Consider the following 17402-nt stretch of genomic DNA (forward strand, 5'->3'; position numbering starts at 1 on the left):
ATGAGAAATGTAAAAGTTGCAGCGATCCAGATGCAATGTGCTAAGGATGTGGCAACGAATATCCAAACAGCGGAACGTTTAGTTCGCCAAGCTGCTGAGCAAGGAGCCCAAATCATTCTCTTGCCCGAGTTGTTTGAACGTCCCTATTTCTGTCAGGAACGTCAATATGACTTCTACCAGTATGCCCAGTCGGTGACAGAAAATACAGCCATTCAGCATTTTAAAGGAATTGCCAAGGAACTACAGGTTGTTATACCGATCAGTTTCTATGAAAAAGATGGCAATGTCTTGTATAACTCAATCGCTGTTATTGATGCAGATGGTGAGGTTCTTGGCGTTTATCGGAAGACCCACATACCAGATGACCATTATTATCAAGAAAAGTTTTACTTTACGCCTGGTAACACTGGTTTCAAGGTCTGGAATACTCGCTATGCTAACATTGGTATCGGTATCTGTTGGGATCAATGGTTCCCTGAAACAGCACGTTGTCTTGCATTAAATGGAGCAGAGTTACTCTTTTATCCAACAGCCATCGGTTCAGAGCCTATCTTAGATACAGACAGTTGTGGTCACTGGCAACGTACTATGCAAGGGCACGCAGCAGCAAATATTGTTCCAGTCATTGCAGCCAATCGTTATGGTTTGGAAGAAGTTACTCCTAGTGAGGAAAATGGCGGACAGAGTTCCACTCTTGATTTCTACGGTTCCTCCTTTATGACGGATGAAACAGGAGCTATTCTAGAGAGAGCTGAAAGACAAGGTGAAGCAATCCTCTTAACCACTTATGACCTTGACAAGGGAGCGAATGAACGCCTGAATTGGGGTCTCTTTAGAGATAGAAGACCAGATATGTATAAAGATATTGTCAGATAATAATAAAAAGTAGCCCGCTCAGGCTACTTTTTAAAATTCTTTATAAACATAAGTATTTTCGGGTTTGTCTACTTTGATAAAGGACTGGACTTCGAGAGTTGGGAGAACTTGGTTGAGTTCTTTGTGATAGTGATTCCTAATCTTACCTTTGACTGTCACCCAGGTGTTATTTTCGTACTGATTGGTGTTTCCTGTAGTCAAAAGGCCAAAAACTCCTGAATCAGCGATACAGTGCATAATACCAAAACGAAAAACAAATTGACTATTGGTATGATTTGGATCGTTGTAGACAAAGCCAATAAACTCGATTTCCTTGCCTTCAAATTCATTTGGATAATCATAGATAGCTTCCATGACCTCCAGGTAATTTTCATCATTGATAACTATACTAGATTGAGCTAAGTATTTATCAGCACTCTTTCGAATAATATTTTCATGAGCTGTTTGTGAATAAAATCTGCTCGTATCCGGCTTAAGAAACTGACTGCTCGTTCCTTCACTTGCTTGGATTGCCTTGTCAGTTCCTTCCGACAAAGGGAAATAATATCCTTTTGCCGATACTGTTTGTGAATCCAGAGTGACAGTTGGAAATGTAAATCCAACTAACAAGGGTAAACTTAAGAGGACAAAACTAGCAAGCTTAGCTGAAAAACTATGTAAGTGACTATGTTCTTTCAAACGCTTGAGGCAAATATAGGCTTGAACGATGGCTAGTAACAATGACAAAACCATGCTGATATAAGCCAGATAAGAGTAGTGGAGGTTTATATACTGATTGAGCTTACCTGATAGGTGCAGATAAAGGGTTAAGATAAAATAGCCAAATAAGATAAAAAATCGAATCATAGCATCACCCCGACTAGATAAGAATAGACAAGAACAACAAGAGTTACAATTGTCATGAATTGCCAAATAAATCGCGTTTTAAGATAATTCTTCATCATTAGTAAGTTCTTGACATCAAGCATAGGGCCTATAACCAGAAAGGCAAGCACTGGAGCAAAACCAAAACTAGAGAGAAGTGAAGATCCAATAAAGGCATCCGCTTCGCTACAGAGTGATAGAAGGAAGGACAAAACCATCAAAAGAACAATCGCAATTAGTGGTGTTGCGCTGATGGATGTCAGGATACGAGTTGGTACATAGACCTGGACTATACTTGCAAAAAGACAGCCAAAGACCAAGTAACGCCCCATATCAAAGAATTCATCAATAGCTTTGATAAAGACCTGAAGCAGTTTTTGACTTTTAGTCAAGTGAGAAAAATCATGCTTATGACAAGCCAATCTATTTTCCTTTTGGATAGGTCCCTCCCAGAAAAATCCAAGAAAGATACCCAATATAGTAGCAACTAGAATCGCGCCCAAAGCTCTTAGGAGAACCATTTGAATCGAATGACCAAAGGCTGAATAAGTCGCAAAAAGTACGATGGGATTGATGACAGGAGCGGTTACTAAAAAGGGAACGGCTGTATAGCTTGGAACCTTCTTTTCTAAAAAGCGATTGATGATCGGAACGATTCCACATTCGCAAGAAGGGAAGAGGAAACCGATGAAGCTACCAAAAAAGATTCTCCCCAAGCGATTTTTAGGGAGAAACTTATAGACCTTCTCAGGTGTGACATAGACTTCAATGGCACCAGAGATGATGCTACCGATTAAGACAAAGGGTAAAGCTTCAATGATAATTGAAAGAAAAATGGCACCAGCTTGTAGCACACTAGAAGGTAAACTTTGAAAGAGTGTCATCTATTTTTTCTTTTCTGCCTTATCTTTCTTTTCTTTGTCGTCTGGAAATGTTACTTGCTTTAAATCAGGTAGTTTAGCGAATTCTTCGAACATCTTATCTAAGTCATCAGTTTTTGTAAATTTAACAGCCATAAGGCATACCTCGATTCTTTTAGTTAACACTATTATACTATTATTTCTGAGAAATAGTTGGATTTTAAAATAAACATGGCTTTTATCTTTATAAAGTTGAAATAAAGCAACAAATTAATGAAAACAAGCTTTCTTCCTTATGGTATAATAGTTTCATGGATAAAAAATATGAAAAAATTTCCCAAGATTTGGGTGTAACTTTAAAGCAGATTGATACTGTCTTGTCTTTGACAGCAGAAGGAGCAACTATCCCTTTTATCGCCCGTTATCGGAAGGATATGACAGGAAGTCTAGATGAGGTAGCCATTAAGGCTATTATAGACCTCGATAAGAGTTTAACTGCTCTAAATGATCGTAAGGAAGCCGTCTTAGCAAAAATCAAAGAGCAAGGCAAGCTAACTAAGGAGTTAGAAGAAGCAATTCTATCAGCTGAAAAACTCGCAGATGTAGAAGAACTCTATCTTCCCTATAAGGAGAAACGTCGGACCAAGGCAACGATTGCGCGTGAGGCTGGACTTTTTCCACTTGCTCGTTTAATTTTACAAAATGTTTCTAACCTAGAAAAAGAAGCAGAAGCTTTTGTCTGTGAAGGTTTCGAAACTCCTCAAGAAGCTTTGGCTGGGGCTGTAGACATCTTGGTTGAAGCACTATCCGAGGATGTTCATTTACGTTCAATGACCTATCAAGAGGTACTTAGACGCTCTAAGATTACTTCTCAACTTAAAGACGAAACTCTAGATGAAAAGCAAGTCTTTCAGATTTATTACGATTTCTCAGAGACAGTTGCAAACATGCAAGGTTACCGTACGCTTGCCCTTAATCGTGGTGAGAAGCTAGGCATTTTGAAAATTGGCTTTGAGCATGCGACTGATCGTATTCTATCTTTCTTTAGTGTTCGTTTTAAAGTTAAGAATGCTTATATTGACGAAGTTATTCAGCAATCTGTTAAGAAAAAAGTATTACCAGCTATTGAGCGACGTATTCGCACTGAACTAACAGAAAAGGCAGAAGAAGGAGCTATTCAACTCTTCTCAGAAAACCTTCGAAATCTTCTCCTTGTTGCACCTCTAAAAGGGCGCGTGGTCCTTGGATTTGACCCTGCCTTTCGTACAGGTGCCAAGCTTGCAGTCGTTGATGCGACTGGGAAGATGCTGACAACGCAAGTCATTTATCCAGTCAAACCAGCTTCAGCTCGTCAGATTGAAGAAGCAAAGAGAGATTTGGCAGATTTGATTGGCCAATATGGTGTGGAAATCATTGCCATCGGTAATGGTACTGCTAGTCGTGAGAGCGAAGCCTTCGTCGCTGAAGTACTTAAAGATTTTCCTGAGGTCAGCTATGTCATTGTCAATGAGAGCGGGGCATCTGTCTACTCAGCTAGTGAACTTGCTCGTCAAGAGTTTCCAGAGTTAACCGTTGAGAAACGTTCTGCTATTTCTATTGCTCGTCGTTTGCAAGACCCACTTGCTGAATTGGTTAAAATTGATCCCAAATCTATAGGTGTTGGTCAATATCAGCACGATGTTAGTCAAAAGAAACTGTCTGAAAGTCTAGACTTTATTGTTGATACAGTCGTTAACCAAGTCGGTGTCAATGTCAATACAGCTAGTCCAGCCTTACTTTCGCACGTAGCTGGTCTTAACAAAACAATCTCTGAAAATATCGTGAAGTATCGTGAAGAAGAAGGTAAAATAACTTCACGCGCCCAAATCAAGAAAGTTCCTCGTTTAGGAGCAAAAGCCTTTGAACAGGCTGCAGGTTTCCTCCGTATCCCTGAAAGTAGCAATATCCTTGACAATACAGGTGTTCACCCAGAAAACTATGCTGCTGTAAAAGAACTCTTCAAACGTTTGGACATTAAAGACCTAAATGAAGAAGCGCAAGCCAAACTCAAATCTATTTCTATCAAGGAAATGGCCCAAGAATTAGACCTCGGTCAAGAAACTCTTAAAGATATTATTGCAGATCTTTTAAAACCCGGTCGTGATTTCCGTGATTCTTTTGATGCTCCAGTCCTACGTCAGGATGTCTTGGATATCAAAGACTTAAAAGTTGGCCAGAAGCTTGAGGGCGTTGTTCGTAACGTCGTTGACTTCGGTGCCTTTGTTGACATTGGTATTCACGAGGATGGCCTGATTCATATCTCTCATATGAGCAAGAAATTCATCAAGCATCCGAGTCAAGTCGTTTCAGTTGGTGATTTAGTAACCGTTTGGGTGAAGAAGATTGATGTCCAACGCGAAAAAGTAAATCTGTCGCTCCTTGCACCAGATGAATCTAACTAATTATGTTCGACAAGTTTCTTTAGAAGACTTTGGGAAACCTTTCAAACACCAAGCTCAATGGAATTCTCGTCTACGGTCGACCGGTGGGCGATTTTTCCCTAAGGATGGGCATTTGGATTTTAATCCCAAAGTCTATCAAGAACTAGGTTTAGAGGTTTTTCGGAAAATTGTCCGTCACGAACTCTGTCATTATCATCTATACTATGAGGGAAAGGGGTATAAACATAAAGATCTAGCCTTTAAGGTACTGTTAAAAGAAGTGGACGGGCTCCGCTTTGTTCCACCCTTATCAAGTGTCAGTCAAACACCAGTTCTAGTCTATATTTGTCAGACTTGTCGCCAAACCTATCAACGAAAGCGACGAATTGATACCAAAAGTTATCGTTGTGGTCTCTGTCGTGGCAAACTCATTTTGCAAAATCCGCCTAAGGACTGATGCAAGCAGTATTATTTCATGTTATACTTATTTCAAGAATACCGAAAGAGGTACAAACTATGAATAAAAATTTTTACAAAATGAGACGAAATCGTATGATATCAGGAGTACTTGCTGGACTCTCTGATAAATGGGACCTTGATGTTACTCTTGTTCGCTTCATTTTTGCAATCTTTACAATCGCAAACTTTGGACTCGGAATTATTATCTACATTATCCTAGCTTCGATCCTACCAACAAAAGAAGATATCGAAGCTGAAATGTATGGAACAGGCCCACGCAAAATCAAAGAAGCCCAGCCAATCAAAGATGATGAAAGTTGGTTTTGGTAACCATCTTACCATTCATTTGAAGTATTAAACCCTTGTAGTATCAAGGGTTTTTCTTTTGCTTAAAAATTTGTGGTAAACTAATAGTAGTTCATTTCAAAAAAATAATCCAATCTTACAAAAATGTAAGATTACAGACCTCTTTTGTAAGGTTATGTTATGGAACCAACTCTTTTTTTAGAGTACACTTATATCAGAAAGATAAAGTAGCAAAACTATGAAAAATATTTTACAAAAGAAACAAACAAGTAAACCAAGTCCAAAAGAGATCGAGCGTGTTCAGCTCGGTTGCGCTATTATGCAGGCTCAGTTTCAATTAATGGGATATTAAAAAGGAGAAGTTAAAATGACACTATTAGATGTAAAACACGTTCAAAAGATTTATAAAACTCGCTTTCAAGGAAACCAAGTAGAAGCCCTAAAAGATATTCACTTTACTGTAGAAAAAGGCGACTACGTTGCCATCATGGGTGAATCTGGTTCTGGGAAATCAACTCTACTCAATATTCTTGCTATGCTTGACAAGCCAACGCGTGGGCAGGTCTTCCTAAATGGAACTGACACAGCTACCATTAAAAATTCTGAAGCATCAAGCTTCCGTCGTGAAAAGTTAGGCTTTGTCTTCCAAGACTTCAATTTGTTAGATACGCTTTCTGTTAAAGACAATATCTTACTCCCTTTGGTATTGTCTAGAAAGCCTATTACAGAAATGATGAAAAAATTAGTCGTGACGACTGAAAATCTTGGCATCAACCAATTGCAGGAGAAGTACCCTTATGAAATCTCTGGAGGGCAAAAACAACGGGTTGCAGTTGCACGAGCTATCATCACAGAACCAGAAATTCTCCTTGCGGACGAGCCAACAGGTGCTCTAGACTCTAAATCATCTGCAGCCCTCCTTGATATCTTTGATCAGATCAACGAGCAAGGGCAAACCATTCTCATGGTAACCCACTCAACAGCAGCAGCTAGCCGTGCAAAACGTGTTCTTTTCATCAAGGACGGTATTCTCTATAATCAAATTTACCGTGGTGAAAAGACGGATCGTCAGATGTTCCAAGAAATCTCTGACACCTTGACTGTAATGGCAAGTGAGGTGAACTAGTATGTTTCGATTAACCAATAAGTTGGCCATATCCAACTTGATCAAAAACCGCAAACTCTATTACCCTTTTGCTCTGTCTGTCATTTTGGCAGTCACTATTAGCTATCTCTTTTATTCCCTAGCCTTTAATCCTAAAATTGGTGATTTGCGTGGTGCATCTGCTATACAATTTACCCTACAACTAGGTCTTATCGTAGTGACACTCGCATCTGCCATTATCGTGCTTTATGCCAATAGTTTTGTCATGAAAAATCGCTCCAAAGAACTGGGTGTATATGGCATGTTGGGCTTAGAAAAACGCCATTTGATTGGTATGACCTTCAAGGAACTCTTGATTTTTGGGCTAGTAACAGTCACTGCTGGGATTGGGATTGGTGCCCTCTTTGACAAACTCATCTTTGCTTTATTGCTTAAACTTGCAAAGATGAAGGTAGAGCTAGTCGCAACCTTTCAATGGTCCGTAGTGCTTTCAATCCTTCTGGTATTCGGTTTTATCTTTTTAGTCATCGTTTTCTTAAACGCTATACGTATCATCCGTATGGATGCTCTGCAACTCTCTCGTGAGAAAGCAAAAGGGGAGAAGAAGGGCCGTTTCCTAGTTCTTCAGACACTTGTAGGGCTAATTGCACTAGGTAGTGGCTACTATCTAGCGCAAAGCGTAAAAGATCCAGTTTCAGCAACCCTTACTTTCTTTATAGCAGTCATGTTGGTCATAGTTGCGACCTATCTTTTATTCAATGCGGGTATTACAGTTTTCTTACAGTTACTCAAGAAAAACAAAAGATATTACTACAAACCTAATAACCTAATCTCTGTTTCTAACCTCATCTTTCGTATGAAGAAAAATGCTGTCGGTTTAGCAACCATTGCCATTCTTTCAACTATGGTTTTGGTTACCATGTCAGCAGCAACCAGTATCTACAACGGATCTGAAAATATAAAAAATATTATGTATCCTCATGATTTTGATGTTAAGGGAAATAATATTGAAGTTGAGGATTTAGACAAACTTTTGACTCAATATGCCAGCGAAAAGAACTTAACGATTAGCAACAAAGATGTTCTTAGATATGCCAGCTTTGGTCTTTCCAGTCAAGATGGAACTAAATTAACTACCTTTGAAAAAGGGCAAAACAGTGAATTGCCTAAGACGGTTTTTCTAGTTTTTGATCAAAAAGACTACGAAAAAATGACTGGACAAAAGCTAAATCTTATCGGTAATGAGGTCGCTCTTTGGGCTAAAAATGACCAACTAAAAGGTCAGAAATCATTTAGTCTTAACAGTCAGGAGTATAGTATCAAGCAAGAAATCCAGCAAGATTTTTTAGCTAACCATGTTTCCAATCTCTATATCCTTTTAGTTTCAGATTTTAACTACCTAGTTGTACCAGATCTTCAAAGCTTTTTGGATCAGTACCAAGATTCTGCTGTCTACACTCAGTTCTACGGTGGTATGGATGTCACCGCAAGTCTAGAGGAACAGTTAAAACTAGCTGATGATTTTGATGAGTATGTAAATAATTTTAGCCATAATCTCAAGAGTGAAGATGCTATGGTTTACGGGGGTAATGGTTCAAGTGATGCAATTGCCCAAATGAATGCTCTCTATGGAGGGGTTCTCTTTATCGGTATTTTCCTCTCTATCATCTTTATGATAGGTACTGTACTTGTTATCTACTATAAACAAATCTCAGAAGGTTATGAAGACCGTGAACGCTTTGTCATCCTGCAGAAGGTTGGTTTGGATCAAAAACAAATCAAGCAAACCATTAACAAGCAGGTCTTGACTGTCTTCTTCCTCCCTGTAATCTTTGCCTTCCTACACCTTGCTTTTGCCTATCACATGTTGAGTTTGATTCTCAAGGTTATTGGTGGTGTGGATACAGCTATGATGTTAAGTGTAACACTTTCCATTTGTGGTATCTTTGCTTTAGTCTATGTCCTAATCTTTATGATTACTTCAAGAAGTTATCGCAAGATTGTTCAAATATAATAAGAAGTGTTTGTCAAGGAATCATAGTATTAACCCCAACGAATATTTTGGGAACGTTAAAGTTCACGATAAAAAAGATTATTGATAGACATTTCAAGAAAAAATCTTGGAACGATGTTCGATTAAATGCATATTGGGATTATTATAGATTTTAAAAATAATTTATGAAAACAAGAGACCCAATTATAAGATGGAGTCTTTTGTAATATGGTAAGTGCCTATGAAATTAAAATTATGTATCATTGGATTTTTCTTTTGTTTGATTGCTGCAATTGGTCTGGTCACTATTAGCGATACCGAAACGCCCATACCTTTACCAATTGATGGTGCCTTTTCTATTCAAGGAAAAAGCAATCTTTCCAATAACGAAATTTACGAAATGATTCGTGACCTATCAAAAACGGAAAATGTTACCATTTACAAGCCGGTCGTTCAGAGTTCTGGTCAGTTGAAGTATGTAAATTTCGATGATGTAAATAATGAACAATTAAAGTCAGCACCAATAATAGGGATGTATTACACCCTTGGAAAAATAAATATAAACAGTTTGAAACCACTTACGATGACTGGACTACAAACAGTATATATGGCTTATCCTTGGTATATAGGAGGAATCTTACAATTCACTGGAACTTTAAGAATACTGTTAATGGGTTCAATTTACTTAACTTTATTAGTTGTTTTATTTGTTGTTAGGACGAGGCAGATTAAAGAAGGAGTGATACGACGGTCTTTGGGATTGCCTGTATACGACCTTAGAAGAGAGTATGTCATTTCTCTTATTTTTGAACTGATTATGATGGCTTTTTTGATGATTTTTTACAGTTCTTTTTTGGGAAATGGTTTCTTCACCTATAGTTCTAAGTTATTTTTCTCTCTGCTTTTAACGAATTTTATACTATTTCAAATCATTGATCTCATCACCTTTGTTTTATTTTGGTTGACGATTCAGATTGAAAAGCCCATTGAAATTATCAAAAACAAGGCCAAAAACAAGCTTATTTTTGTCGTATGGCTTGCCATTATTTCGATTATTATCGTTGTATCAGGAATTTTTTTACAAGAAACAAAGAGTAGTCAATCCAGTATTAACATACAGATACAGAATTTAGTACCATGGGACACAGTAAAAGACTGGAGAAGGATTGAGTTCCTTGGAATTGAAAATAACTCTGCTAAAAATGGAGAAGTAAGTGATTCTGATGGTCAGTATCTACAGATAGCTGCTTCCTTAAAAAACTTAGATTATTTATATATAGAACGATCCTCAGCATATGTTCCAGATTTTATGGAAACATCTCATGCTTTAGAAGGCTTTTCTAAGCAATTAGAAAATGACGGAATAACGAATCCAGAAATAAATAAAGAGTTGATTTATATCAATCAAACAGGTGCTAACCTACAAAATAAAGTGAATAGAACAAACTTTCATCTTTTAGATAATAAGATAGCAACCATCTATATTCCTGAGAAATGGAAAGAAAACCAGAAATCTATTGAAAATACAGTTGTAGCAGAACAATTTATTGGAACAAACTATACAAAAGAAGAGCTTGCAGTACAAATAATTCCTGATGGGGAAAAAATTTTTTATTTCAATGAGGATGCTGATGATAATCATAAAATGAAAGAGTTTTTACCGATCGCAAGTGTAGCAGATAGTAAAGATAATATTGTTGTTGTGTTAGATACGGACAAAATGATTGAAAACAACCAGTTTTCTTTAGCTAGTAATATAACACATAAGTCTCTTTTTAGTCCTGAAGCGGTAAAGAAAATAAATGAGATGACTACCCAGTTGAATGTTTCAATGAATCCAGTAGATGTTTACCAAATTGTGAAGTTGAAGATCCAATCCTTAGAGCACCAAATTCTACTGTCACAAATCTTGCAGAAGATAATTTACAGTATTGTCTTTATACTCATTTATCAATATGTCCAACTTTATATTGCCCTAAAACAGAATGAATATGTGAAAAAAATCATTTTGGGTCTGTCAAAAACATATATAGCAATTTCAAGTCTCAAGTACTTTATGATGACTATTACAATGGTTATTCTATTTACATTTCTTATGACAGGGCAAATAGAGCTGCTATATATTGGTCTTGCTTCTCTGCTGGTTTTGATGTTGTCAATAATCATGAGTTTTAGAAAATTATCTGAAAGCTATACTAAAATTTTAAAAGGAGATGAAACATGACAATTGACCTTTTGAACGTTTCAAAAAGTTTCGGCTCAAAAAAGATCTTTACAGACTTAAATTTAAGATTTGAATCTGGAAAAAGCTATGCATTGATTGGAGGTTCTGGCTCTGGTAAGAGTACTCTTCTTAATATTATAGGAAGATTAGAAAAAATTGATAGTGGGAATGTTTTAGTTGATGAACAGGATATTTGGAAGATAAAAGAAAGAACCTTCTTTAAAAATACTGTTGGATATGTATTTCAGAATTATTCTTTAATAGAGAACAAAACAGTATATGATAATTTGAAACTTATCACTAAAGACAAAAAAATAATAACTGATGTACTTGAAAAAGTAGGACTGTCGAGCGACTATTTACATCAAAAAATATATGAATTGTCTGGAGGGCAGGCTCAACGTGTAGCTATTGCCAGAATGTTAATGAAACCACGTAAAATTATCTTAGCAGATGAACCTACAGGAGCTTTAGATGGTGAGATTGGAAAAGAAATTATTCGTTTATTATTAAATGAAAGAGATGAAGACAAATATGTTATTATAGCAACTCATGATCCAGCTGTCTATAACAAAGTTGATGTGATCATTGATATGAAAGATATAGGGGATAATGTATGAAAAAGATAATTTATATTGCTTTGATCTTTGTAGCTGGGCTACTTGGTATTTTCTTCTTTGGAAAACAAATGATCATAAAAGAAAATACTAATAAACCAACACTGGAGTTAACAGTTTATACGGTTTCTTCTAGTGATACAGAAAAATGGAATAAAGTGAAAGAAGTAGAAACAGAAGAAGCTACATACTTCATAACTGTAAAAGAAGTAGCGTCTTCAGAAGAAGTATTTTCAAACATCATTGCAAATGGAGCTGCTATGGGGTTCGGAGTTCGTGAAGAAGAAGTGAAGCGATTTAATAATAATTTAGGAGACACTATAGAGGACTCTAAGCATAATAAACTCATTGAAATAGAATTTTTTACTTTTTCTGATGCTGACGAGGGATTTGTAGTAGCAAATTTTGACTATGGTAAAGAAGAGTTGAATTCTCAGAAAAAAGATATAAAAGAGTTCTATAAAAAATTATATGAATCTTTTAAAGAAAAAAGTAAGTGATTGCGATTTATTTGCCTGTTTTGATAGAAAAAAGTCAATTTTTAATTCTAATATCTTATCTTGATAATCGCGCTTTTTAGTTGATAAAACTTACAAATAGTCCTGAAGAAGACAATGACATTCATTTTACTTATTTGCATCGTGTGTATACAAAGTTAGGTCCATCGCATCATCAATTTATGTTTATCAATAATTGAGCAGTTGTTGCATCATTTGATTTTTCAGAGGACCAGTGCAGTTTTTTCTTACAGAATACCTTTCTCATGCCATGGTTTATAATTAATACTCTTCGAAAATCAAATTCAAACTGCTTTAGCGTCGCCTTGATGTACTCAAGTACAGCCTGTGGCTAATTTCCTAGTTTGCTATTTGATTTTCATTGAGTATTAGAGGCAAATAAGCCATTTAAACAGAGTTAGGATTCACCTTCACGACTATAAATCTAGCAAAATTGGCCAGTAGTTTAGACTCTAAAAGGCTACTATTCAAAAACCACACAGTATTTCTTTCGGCTTGATGCTATTCAAGCTTGAAATCACTGTGTGGTTTTATTTTTAATCTAGTTTTTGCTCAGCATCAATTTTTATCTTAAATACTAAACAACTGACCCAATAGATAGGTCACTCCCATGGTCAAAAGACCGATACAAAGGTTACGAATCATAGCTGTTTTAGTTGGGGCTTTTCCGAGTTTGGCACTGGTGTAACCTGTAATCAATAGAGAAATCGCAACGATAAAAACAGTAGAAGGGATTCGATAGTCACTTGGAAAGATGGTAATGGAAAGCATTGGTGGTAAACTACCAAGAACAAAAGCGATGAAGCTAGATGCTGCAGCATGCCAAGGATTTGTAAACTCTTCATACTCGATTCCGTATTTTTCTTCAACTAAAGCTTTAAGTGGATTTTTAAGAAAAGCTTTATTGACTAAAAGTTGAGCTGAAGTTTCACATTCACCATTTTGAAGATAAGCAGCATAGAGAGATTTCTTTGCAGCTTCGATATCCTTATCCAAAAGTAATTGTTCACGAGCTACAGCGGCTTCTTCAGTGTCTTTTTGAGTAGATACTGAAACATATTCACCTCCAGCCATAGAGAAGGCACCCGCTAAGATAGCAGCCAAACCTGAAAGAAATATTATCCAGATATTACTGGTTGCACTTGCAACCCCGATAACAACTCCAGCGATGGAAATGATCCCGTCATTGGCTCCGAGCACACCAGCACGTAAAATGTTTAAACGACCAGCGAAGTTTGAATCAATTTCATGTGTAATTTCTGACATAGTTTTCTCCTTTTTATCCATTATAAAGTATAGGAATAGCGAATACAAACTTTTTAAACTATCTGAAAAAAGTTCTACAATTTTAATAATAGCCATAGCTGTTGCTTATGCCAATATATAACAAAGTTGTATTTGTAACTGACTGTCATAGATGGTACAATTAACTTAATGAAATCTTTGGAGGTCTGATGATGACTCGTGAATTTAAATTTGAAACCCTACAATTGCATGCAGGACAAGTGGTAGATGCTACTACCAAGTCTCGTGCTGTCCCTATTTATCAAACAACATCTTTTGTATTTGAAGATACACAGGAGGGTGCAGACCTTTTTGCCCTTCAAAAAGCTGGAAATATCTATACTCGTATTACCAATCCAACAACTTCAGCCTTTGAAGAGCGTATTGCAGCGCTAGAAGGCGGAGTTGGTGCACTTGCCACAGCTTCTGGAATGGCAGCTCTTACTTATACTATCCTTGGACTTGCTCACGCAGGAGACCATATTGTTGCAGCTTCAACTATTTACGGTGGGACCTTTAACCTTTTGAAAGAAACCCTTCCCCGCTATGGAATCACCACAACTTTTGTTGATATTGACAATTTAGAAGAAGTGGAAGCAGCTATTAAAGATAATACCAAACTTGTTTTGATTGAAACTTTGGGTAATCCAGTTATCAACATTCCTGATATTGAAAAAATAGCTGAAATTGCTCATAAACATCAAATTCCTTTAGTTTCTGATAATACTTTTGCAACACCATATCTCATTAATGTCTTTTCACACGGTGTAGATATCTCAGTTCACTCGGCTACTAAGTTTATCGGAGGACACGGTACAACAATCGGTGGTGTTATCGTTGATAGTGGGAAGTTTGACTGGGCAGCTTCAGGGAAATTCCCTCAATTTGTCAATGAAGATCCAAGCTACCATAATTTGAGCTATACTCGAGATGTAGGTGCTGCAGCCTTTATCGTTGCTGCTCGCGTGCAATTGCTTCGCGATATGGGAGCTGCCCTTTCACCATTTAACTCATTCTTGCTCCTACAAGGTCTTGAAACACTATCTCTCCGTGTTGAACGCCATGTGCAAAACGCTGAGAAAATCGTTGATTTCCTTGTGAACCATCCGAAGGTTGAAAAAGTCAACTATCCAAAATTAGCTGATAGCCCTTACCATGCCTTGGCGGAGAAATATTTACCAAAAGGTGTTGGTTCAATCTTTACCTTCCATGTTAAAGGCGGAGAAGCAGAAGCTCGTAAGGTGATTGATAGCTTAGAAATCTTTTCAAACCTTGCAAACGTAGCAGATGCCAAATCATTGGTCGTTCATCCAGCAACTACAACTCATGCTCAATTGTCTGACTCTGATCTCGAAGCAGCAGGAGTAACTAAAAATCAAATCCGACTTTCAATCGGTCTTGAAAATTCTGATGATTTGATTGAAGATTTGCGTCTTGCACTTGAAAAAATCTAAAAATAACTAGTTTTTATCAAATTAAGCATCCTTCTCACGAATAATAAAGTGAGGAGGATTTTTATGTATAGTATTTCATTTCAAGAAGATTCGCTTTTACCAAGAGAGAGACTAGTAAAAGAAGGAGTAGAAGCGCTCAGCAACCAAGAATTACTGGCAATATTACTAAGGACAGGCACAAAACAGGCCAATGTTTTTGAAATAGCACAGAAGGTCTTAAATCAGCTGACTTGTTTAACTGACCTCAAAAGAATGAGTCTACAGGAATTGCAGACTCTATCGGGTATTGGACGTGTTAAGGCTATCGAATTACAAGCCGTTATTGAATTAGGCTACCGTATCCATAAAAGGGAAACAGTGGAAATGGAGAGTATTCTTAGCAGTCGTAAATTAGCTAAAAAGATGCAGTCTGAGCTTGGAGATAAAAAACAAGAGCACCTAGTAGCGCTCTATCTAAATACTCAAAATCAAATCATTCACCAGCAGACTATTTTTATCGGGTCTGCCACGAGAAGCATTGCTGAACCGAGAGAAATTCTCCACTACGCTTTGAAGCATATGGCAACATCTGTGATTCTGGTTCATAATCATCCATCAGGAGCAGTAGTTCCTAGCCCCAATGATGACCATGTTACGAAGCTTGTTAAAGAAGCCTGCGAATTAATGGGATTGGTCTTATTGGACCATTTAATTGTCTCACACTCCGACTATTTTAGTTATCGTGAGAAGACAGATATGATATAAAAAACCTGTATATAGTACAGGTTTTACAATTCATTGACGACATAGTCGAAAAGTGTTTTATCTTTGGGGCGATTTTCAAAGAGAAATTCAGGATGCCATTGAACCCCAAGATAAGGGAAGCCATCCGTAGATGTAACAGCTTCGATAATACCATCTTTAGGATCATGTGCTACAACCTTAAGATTAGGAGCTAAATCTTTGATGCTCTGATGGTGGAAAGAATTGATATGAGAGATTTCTCCATAGATTTCTCTTAGAATAGTATCTGGTTCGGTGACAAGTCGCTGAGTGGTGTATTCAGCGGAAGTATCTTGCCAATGATCTTCGATATCTTGATAAAGAGATCCGCCCATGGCTACGTTAAAGAGCTGAGTACCACGACAGACAGAAAAAATAGGTTTCTTTTGCTTGATTGCTTCTTTAATGAGGGCTAACTCAAAAATATCACGTTGAAGGTGGTAATCGTCGCTATCAATAGCTTTTGGCTCACCATAATATTTAGGGTCAACATTTTGCCCACCAGTTAGAATAAGCTTATCAATTAAACTAATGTAGTAACTGGCCATTTCTTCATCGCCAATCGGTAGGATAATGGGTATACCTCCAGCTTCCTTAACTCCTTCAACAAAGCCTTTGGCAGCATAACTCATCATAAGATCATCATCTGGATGTGGGGTTTCATTTCCTGTAATCCCAATAACTGGTTTTTTCATAAATCAATTCGCTTTCTAATCCTCTTTTCGCATGAAATAGAGGAGGGTTTGAAGTTCGCTAGTAAGATCGACATACTGAACAACTACGTCTTTAGGAAGATGTAGGTGAACAGGAGAAAAACTGAGGATACCTTTGATACCAGCATCAACCAAAAGTTCCGCAACTTCTTGAGATTTAACACTAGGAACAGTAAGAATAGCAGTTTTAACATCACTATCCTTAATTTTATCCTTTATTTGAGAGATTCCATAGATTGGAACACCGTCGGGTGTCTTGGTACCAACCTCAGGATGATCATCTAGGTCAAAAGCCATGATGATTTTCATCTTGTTACGCTCATGAAAGCGGTAGTGGAGGAGGGCATGTCCCATATTTCCAATACCTACCAGCATAACATTGGTAATAGAATTATCATTTAAAAGATCAGCGAAAAAGTTCATGAGCTTTTTGACATCATAGCCAAATCCACGACGTCCAAGTTCGCCAAAGTAAGAGAAGTCACGACGAACAGTTGCAGAATCAATTCCAATCGCTTCTGCAATTTGTTTGGAATTAGCTCTTTCAATTTTCTCGGCATTAAATCTTTTAAAAATACGGTAATAGAGAGAAAGTCTCTTTGCTGTTGCTTTAGGAATAGCAGACTGTTTTTCTTTCACAAAATCACAACCTTTCTATCTACTATTTTATAGAAAGCTTGTGAAAATTGCAACAATAACGAAAAAAAAACTAAGAAAAAATCTTAGTTTATCTTCGTTTCGTGGTAAGTCCTTAAAAAGCGGTAGAGGTTACCTAGAAGTCCTTGATAGATTTCAACTCCATCATGTGTTAATGAAGTAATATGAGTAGTATCAGGGAGAGTTACACAACCCGATAGAGAGAGCATAAGAGCTTCATAGTCTTCATATTCTTGCACACGCTCTACTTGATAGGAGTCCTTGTAAGTTAATCGAAACATAATGACCTT

At 37.1% G+C, this 17402-nt stretch carries 18 protein-coding genes; 11 read left to right on the forward strand and 7 right to left on the reverse strand.

The window, feature by feature from the left end; genetic code table 11:
* Positions 1–876: an N-carbamoylputrescine amidase gene (aguB, locus tag NML75_RS03140; protein ID WP_254804014.1), complete on the forward strand. Its 876-nt coding sequence runs from the start codon at positions 1–3 to the stop codon at positions 874–876.
* Between the two features lie 30 nt (positions 877–906).
* Here the strand turns inward: aguB and NML75_RS03145 are convergent, their stop codons facing one another.
* From NML75_RS03145 to NML75_RS03155, 3 genes are read right to left on the reverse strand one after another with little or no spacing between them, the layout of a single operon-like run.
* Entirely contained in the window at positions 907–1722 is an 816-nt protein-coding gene (locus NML75_RS03145; RefSeq protein ID WP_254804015.1) for a TIGR03943 family putative permease subunit, read from the reverse strand.
* Entirely contained in the window at positions 1719–2624 is a 906-nt protein-coding gene (locus tag NML75_RS03150; RefSeq protein WP_254804016.1) for a permease, read from the reverse strand. Before NML75_RS03150 ends, NML75_RS03145 begins: the two co-directional genes overlap by 4 nt.
* On the reverse strand, positions 2625–2756 hold the full coding sequence (locus NML75_RS03155) for an SPJ_0845 family protein (protein ID WP_000268695.1): 132 nt from the start codon (positions 2754–2756) through the stop codon (positions 2625–2627).
* 155 nt (positions 2757–2911) lie between these two features.
* On the opposite strand from NML75_RS03155, the gene NML75_RS03160 reads away from it, so the two are divergent.
* The 8 genes from NML75_RS03160 (at position 2912) to NML75_RS03195 (ending at position 12224) form a co-directional block, all read left to right on the forward strand.
* A complete protein-coding gene (locus NML75_RS03160) occupies positions 2912–5041 on the forward strand; it encodes a Tex family protein (RefSeq protein WP_254804017.1) in 2130 nt (709 codons plus the stop codon).
* Entirely contained in the window at positions 5028–5477 is a 450-nt protein-coding gene (locus NML75_RS03165) for a SprT family protein (protein WP_254804151.1), read from the forward strand. The genes NML75_RS03160 and NML75_RS03165 overlap by 14 nt, the downstream gene beginning before the upstream one ends.
* A 59-nt stretch (positions 5478–5536) precedes the next feature.
* Positions 5537–5809, forward strand: a complete 273-nt coding sequence (locus NML75_RS03170; protein WP_302851150.1) for a PspC domain-containing protein — start codon at positions 5537–5539, stop codon at positions 5807–5809.
* Positions 5810–6152: 343 nt separating this feature from the next.
* A complete protein-coding gene (locus tag NML75_RS03175; RefSeq protein WP_254804019.1) occupies positions 6153–6911 on the forward strand; it encodes an ABC transporter ATP-binding protein in 759 nt (252 codons plus the stop codon).
* A 1-nt stretch (position 6912) separates the two neighbouring features.
* On the forward strand, positions 6913–8904 hold the full coding sequence (locus NML75_RS03180; RefSeq protein ID WP_254804020.1) for an ABC transporter permease: 1992 nt from the start codon (positions 6913–6915) through the stop codon (positions 8902–8904).
* 220 nt (positions 8905–9124) lie between these two features.
* Complete coding sequence (locus NML75_RS03185; protein WP_254804021.1) at positions 9125–11107, forward strand: ABC transporter permease; 1983 nt, start codon at positions 9125–9127, stop codon at positions 11105–11107.
* Entirely contained in the window at positions 11104–11727 is a 624-nt protein-coding gene (locus tag NML75_RS03190; protein ID WP_004252896.1) for an ATP-binding cassette domain-containing protein, read from the forward strand. Before NML75_RS03185 ends, NML75_RS03190 begins: the two co-directional genes overlap by 4 nt.
* Positions 11724–12224 (forward strand): hypothetical protein, encoded by a 501-nt coding sequence (locus NML75_RS03195; RefSeq protein WP_004252900.1) that lies wholly within the window; start codon positions 11724–11726, stop codon positions 12222–12224. Before NML75_RS03190 ends, NML75_RS03195 begins: the two co-directional genes overlap by 4 nt.
* A gap of 588 nt (positions 12225–12812) precedes the next feature.
* Here the strand turns inward: NML75_RS03195 and NML75_RS03205 are convergent.
* Positions 12813–13508 (reverse strand): VIT1/CCC1 transporter family protein, encoded by a 696-nt coding sequence (locus tag NML75_RS03205; protein ID WP_254804022.1) that lies wholly within the window; start codon positions 13506–13508, stop codon positions 12813–12815.
* A 191-nt stretch (positions 13509–13699) separates the two neighbouring features.
* Between NML75_RS03205 and NML75_RS03210 the strand changes: the two genes are divergently transcribed.
* Together NML75_RS03210 and radC are read left to right on the forward strand one after the other, a co-directional pair.
* A complete protein-coding gene (locus NML75_RS03210; protein ID WP_254804023.1) occupies positions 13700–14980 on the forward strand; it encodes an O-acetylhomoserine aminocarboxypropyltransferase/cysteine synthase family protein in 1281 nt (426 codons plus the stop codon).
* Positions 14981–15043: 63 nt separating this feature from the next.
* Complete coding sequence (gene radC / locus NML75_RS03215; protein ID WP_254804024.1) at positions 15044–15724, forward strand: RadC family protein; 681 nt, start codon at positions 15044–15046, stop codon at positions 15722–15724.
* Between the two features lie 23 nt (positions 15725–15747).
* On the opposite strand, the gene NML75_RS03220 is transcribed toward radC, so the two are convergent.
* The 3 genes from NML75_RS03220 to NML75_RS03230 form a co-directional block, all read right to left on the reverse strand.
* Entirely contained in the window at positions 15748–16437 is a 690-nt protein-coding gene (locus NML75_RS03220; RefSeq protein ID WP_254804025.1) for a gamma-glutamyl-gamma-aminobutyrate hydrolase family protein, read from the reverse strand.
* A 15-nt stretch (positions 16438–16452) separates the two neighbouring features.
* On the reverse strand, positions 16453–17094 hold the full coding sequence (locus NML75_RS03225; RefSeq protein WP_004252929.1) for a redox-sensing transcriptional repressor Rex: 642 nt from the start codon (positions 17092–17094) through the stop codon (positions 16453–16455).
* A gap of 83 nt (positions 17095–17177) precedes the next feature.
* Complete coding sequence (locus NML75_RS03230) at positions 17178–17393, reverse strand: DUF4649 family protein (protein ID WP_004252933.1); 216 nt, start codon at positions 17391–17393, stop codon at positions 17178–17180.
* Between the last annotated feature and the right edge of the window lie 9 nt (positions 17394–17402).

This window comes from Streptococcus sp. CF4-3 (genome assembly GCF_024295385.1).
GTDB lineage: Bacteria > Bacillota > Bacilli > Lactobacillales > Streptococcaceae > Streptococcus > Streptococcus infantis_I.

Bases quoted from the DNA above. Each gene is read 5' to 3' on its own strand.
- aguB (WP_254804014.1), top strand. From the start codon at position 1: ATGAGAAATGTAAAAGTTGCAGCGATCCAGATGCAATGTGCTAAGGAT.
- NML75_RS03145 (WP_254804015.1), bottom strand. From the start codon at position 1,722: ATGATTCGATTTTTTATCTTATTTGGCTATTTTATCTTAACCCTTTAT.
- NML75_RS03150 (WP_254804016.1), bottom strand. From the start codon at position 2,624: ATGACACTCTTTCAAAGTTTACCTTCTAGTGTGCTACAAGCTGGTGCC.
- NML75_RS03155 (WP_000268695.1), bottom strand. From the start codon at position 2,756: ATGGCTGTTAAATTTACAAAAACTGATGACTTAGATAAGATGTTCGAA.
- NML75_RS03160 (WP_254804017.1), top strand. From the start codon at position 2,912: ATGGATAAAAAATATGAAAAAATTTCCCAAGATTTGGGTGTAACTTTA.
- NML75_RS03165 (WP_254804151.1), top strand. From the start codon at position 5,028: ATGAATCTAACTAATTATGTTCGACAAGTTTCTTTAGAAGACTTTGGG.
- NML75_RS03170 (WP_302851150.1), top strand. From the start codon at position 5,537: ATGAATAAAAATTTTTACAAAATGAGACGAAATCGTATGATATCAGGA.
- NML75_RS03175 (WP_254804019.1), top strand. From the start codon at position 6,153: ATGACACTATTAGATGTAAAACACGTTCAAAAGATTTATAAAACTCGC.
- NML75_RS03180 (WP_254804020.1), top strand. From the start codon at position 6,913: ATGTTTCGATTAACCAATAAGTTGGCCATATCCAACTTGATCAAAAAC.
- NML75_RS03185 (WP_254804021.1), top strand. From the start codon at position 9,125: ATGAAATTAAAATTATGTATCATTGGATTTTTCTTTTGTTTGATTGCT.
- NML75_RS03190 (WP_004252896.1), top strand. From the start codon at position 11,104: ATGACAATTGACCTTTTGAACGTTTCAAAAAGTTTCGGCTCAAAAAAG.
- NML75_RS03195 (WP_004252900.1), top strand. From the start codon at position 11,724: ATGAAAAAGATAATTTATATTGCTTTGATCTTTGTAGCTGGGCTACTT.
- NML75_RS03205 (WP_254804022.1), bottom strand. From the start codon at position 13,508: ATGTCAGAAATTACACATGAAATTGATTCAAACTTCGCTGGTCGTTTA.
- NML75_RS03210 (WP_254804023.1), top strand. From the start codon at position 13,700: ATGACTCGTGAATTTAAATTTGAAACCCTACAATTGCATGCAGGACAA.
- radC (WP_254804024.1), top strand. From the start codon at position 15,044: ATGTATAGTATTTCATTTCAAGAAGATTCGCTTTTACCAAGAGAGAGA.
- NML75_RS03220 (WP_254804025.1), bottom strand. From the start codon at position 16,437: ATGAAAAAACCAGTTATTGGGATTACAGGAAATGAAACCCCACATCCA.
- NML75_RS03230 (WP_004252933.1), bottom strand. From the start codon at position 17,393: ATGTTTCGATTAACTTACAAGGACTCCTATCAAGTAGAGCGTGTGCAA.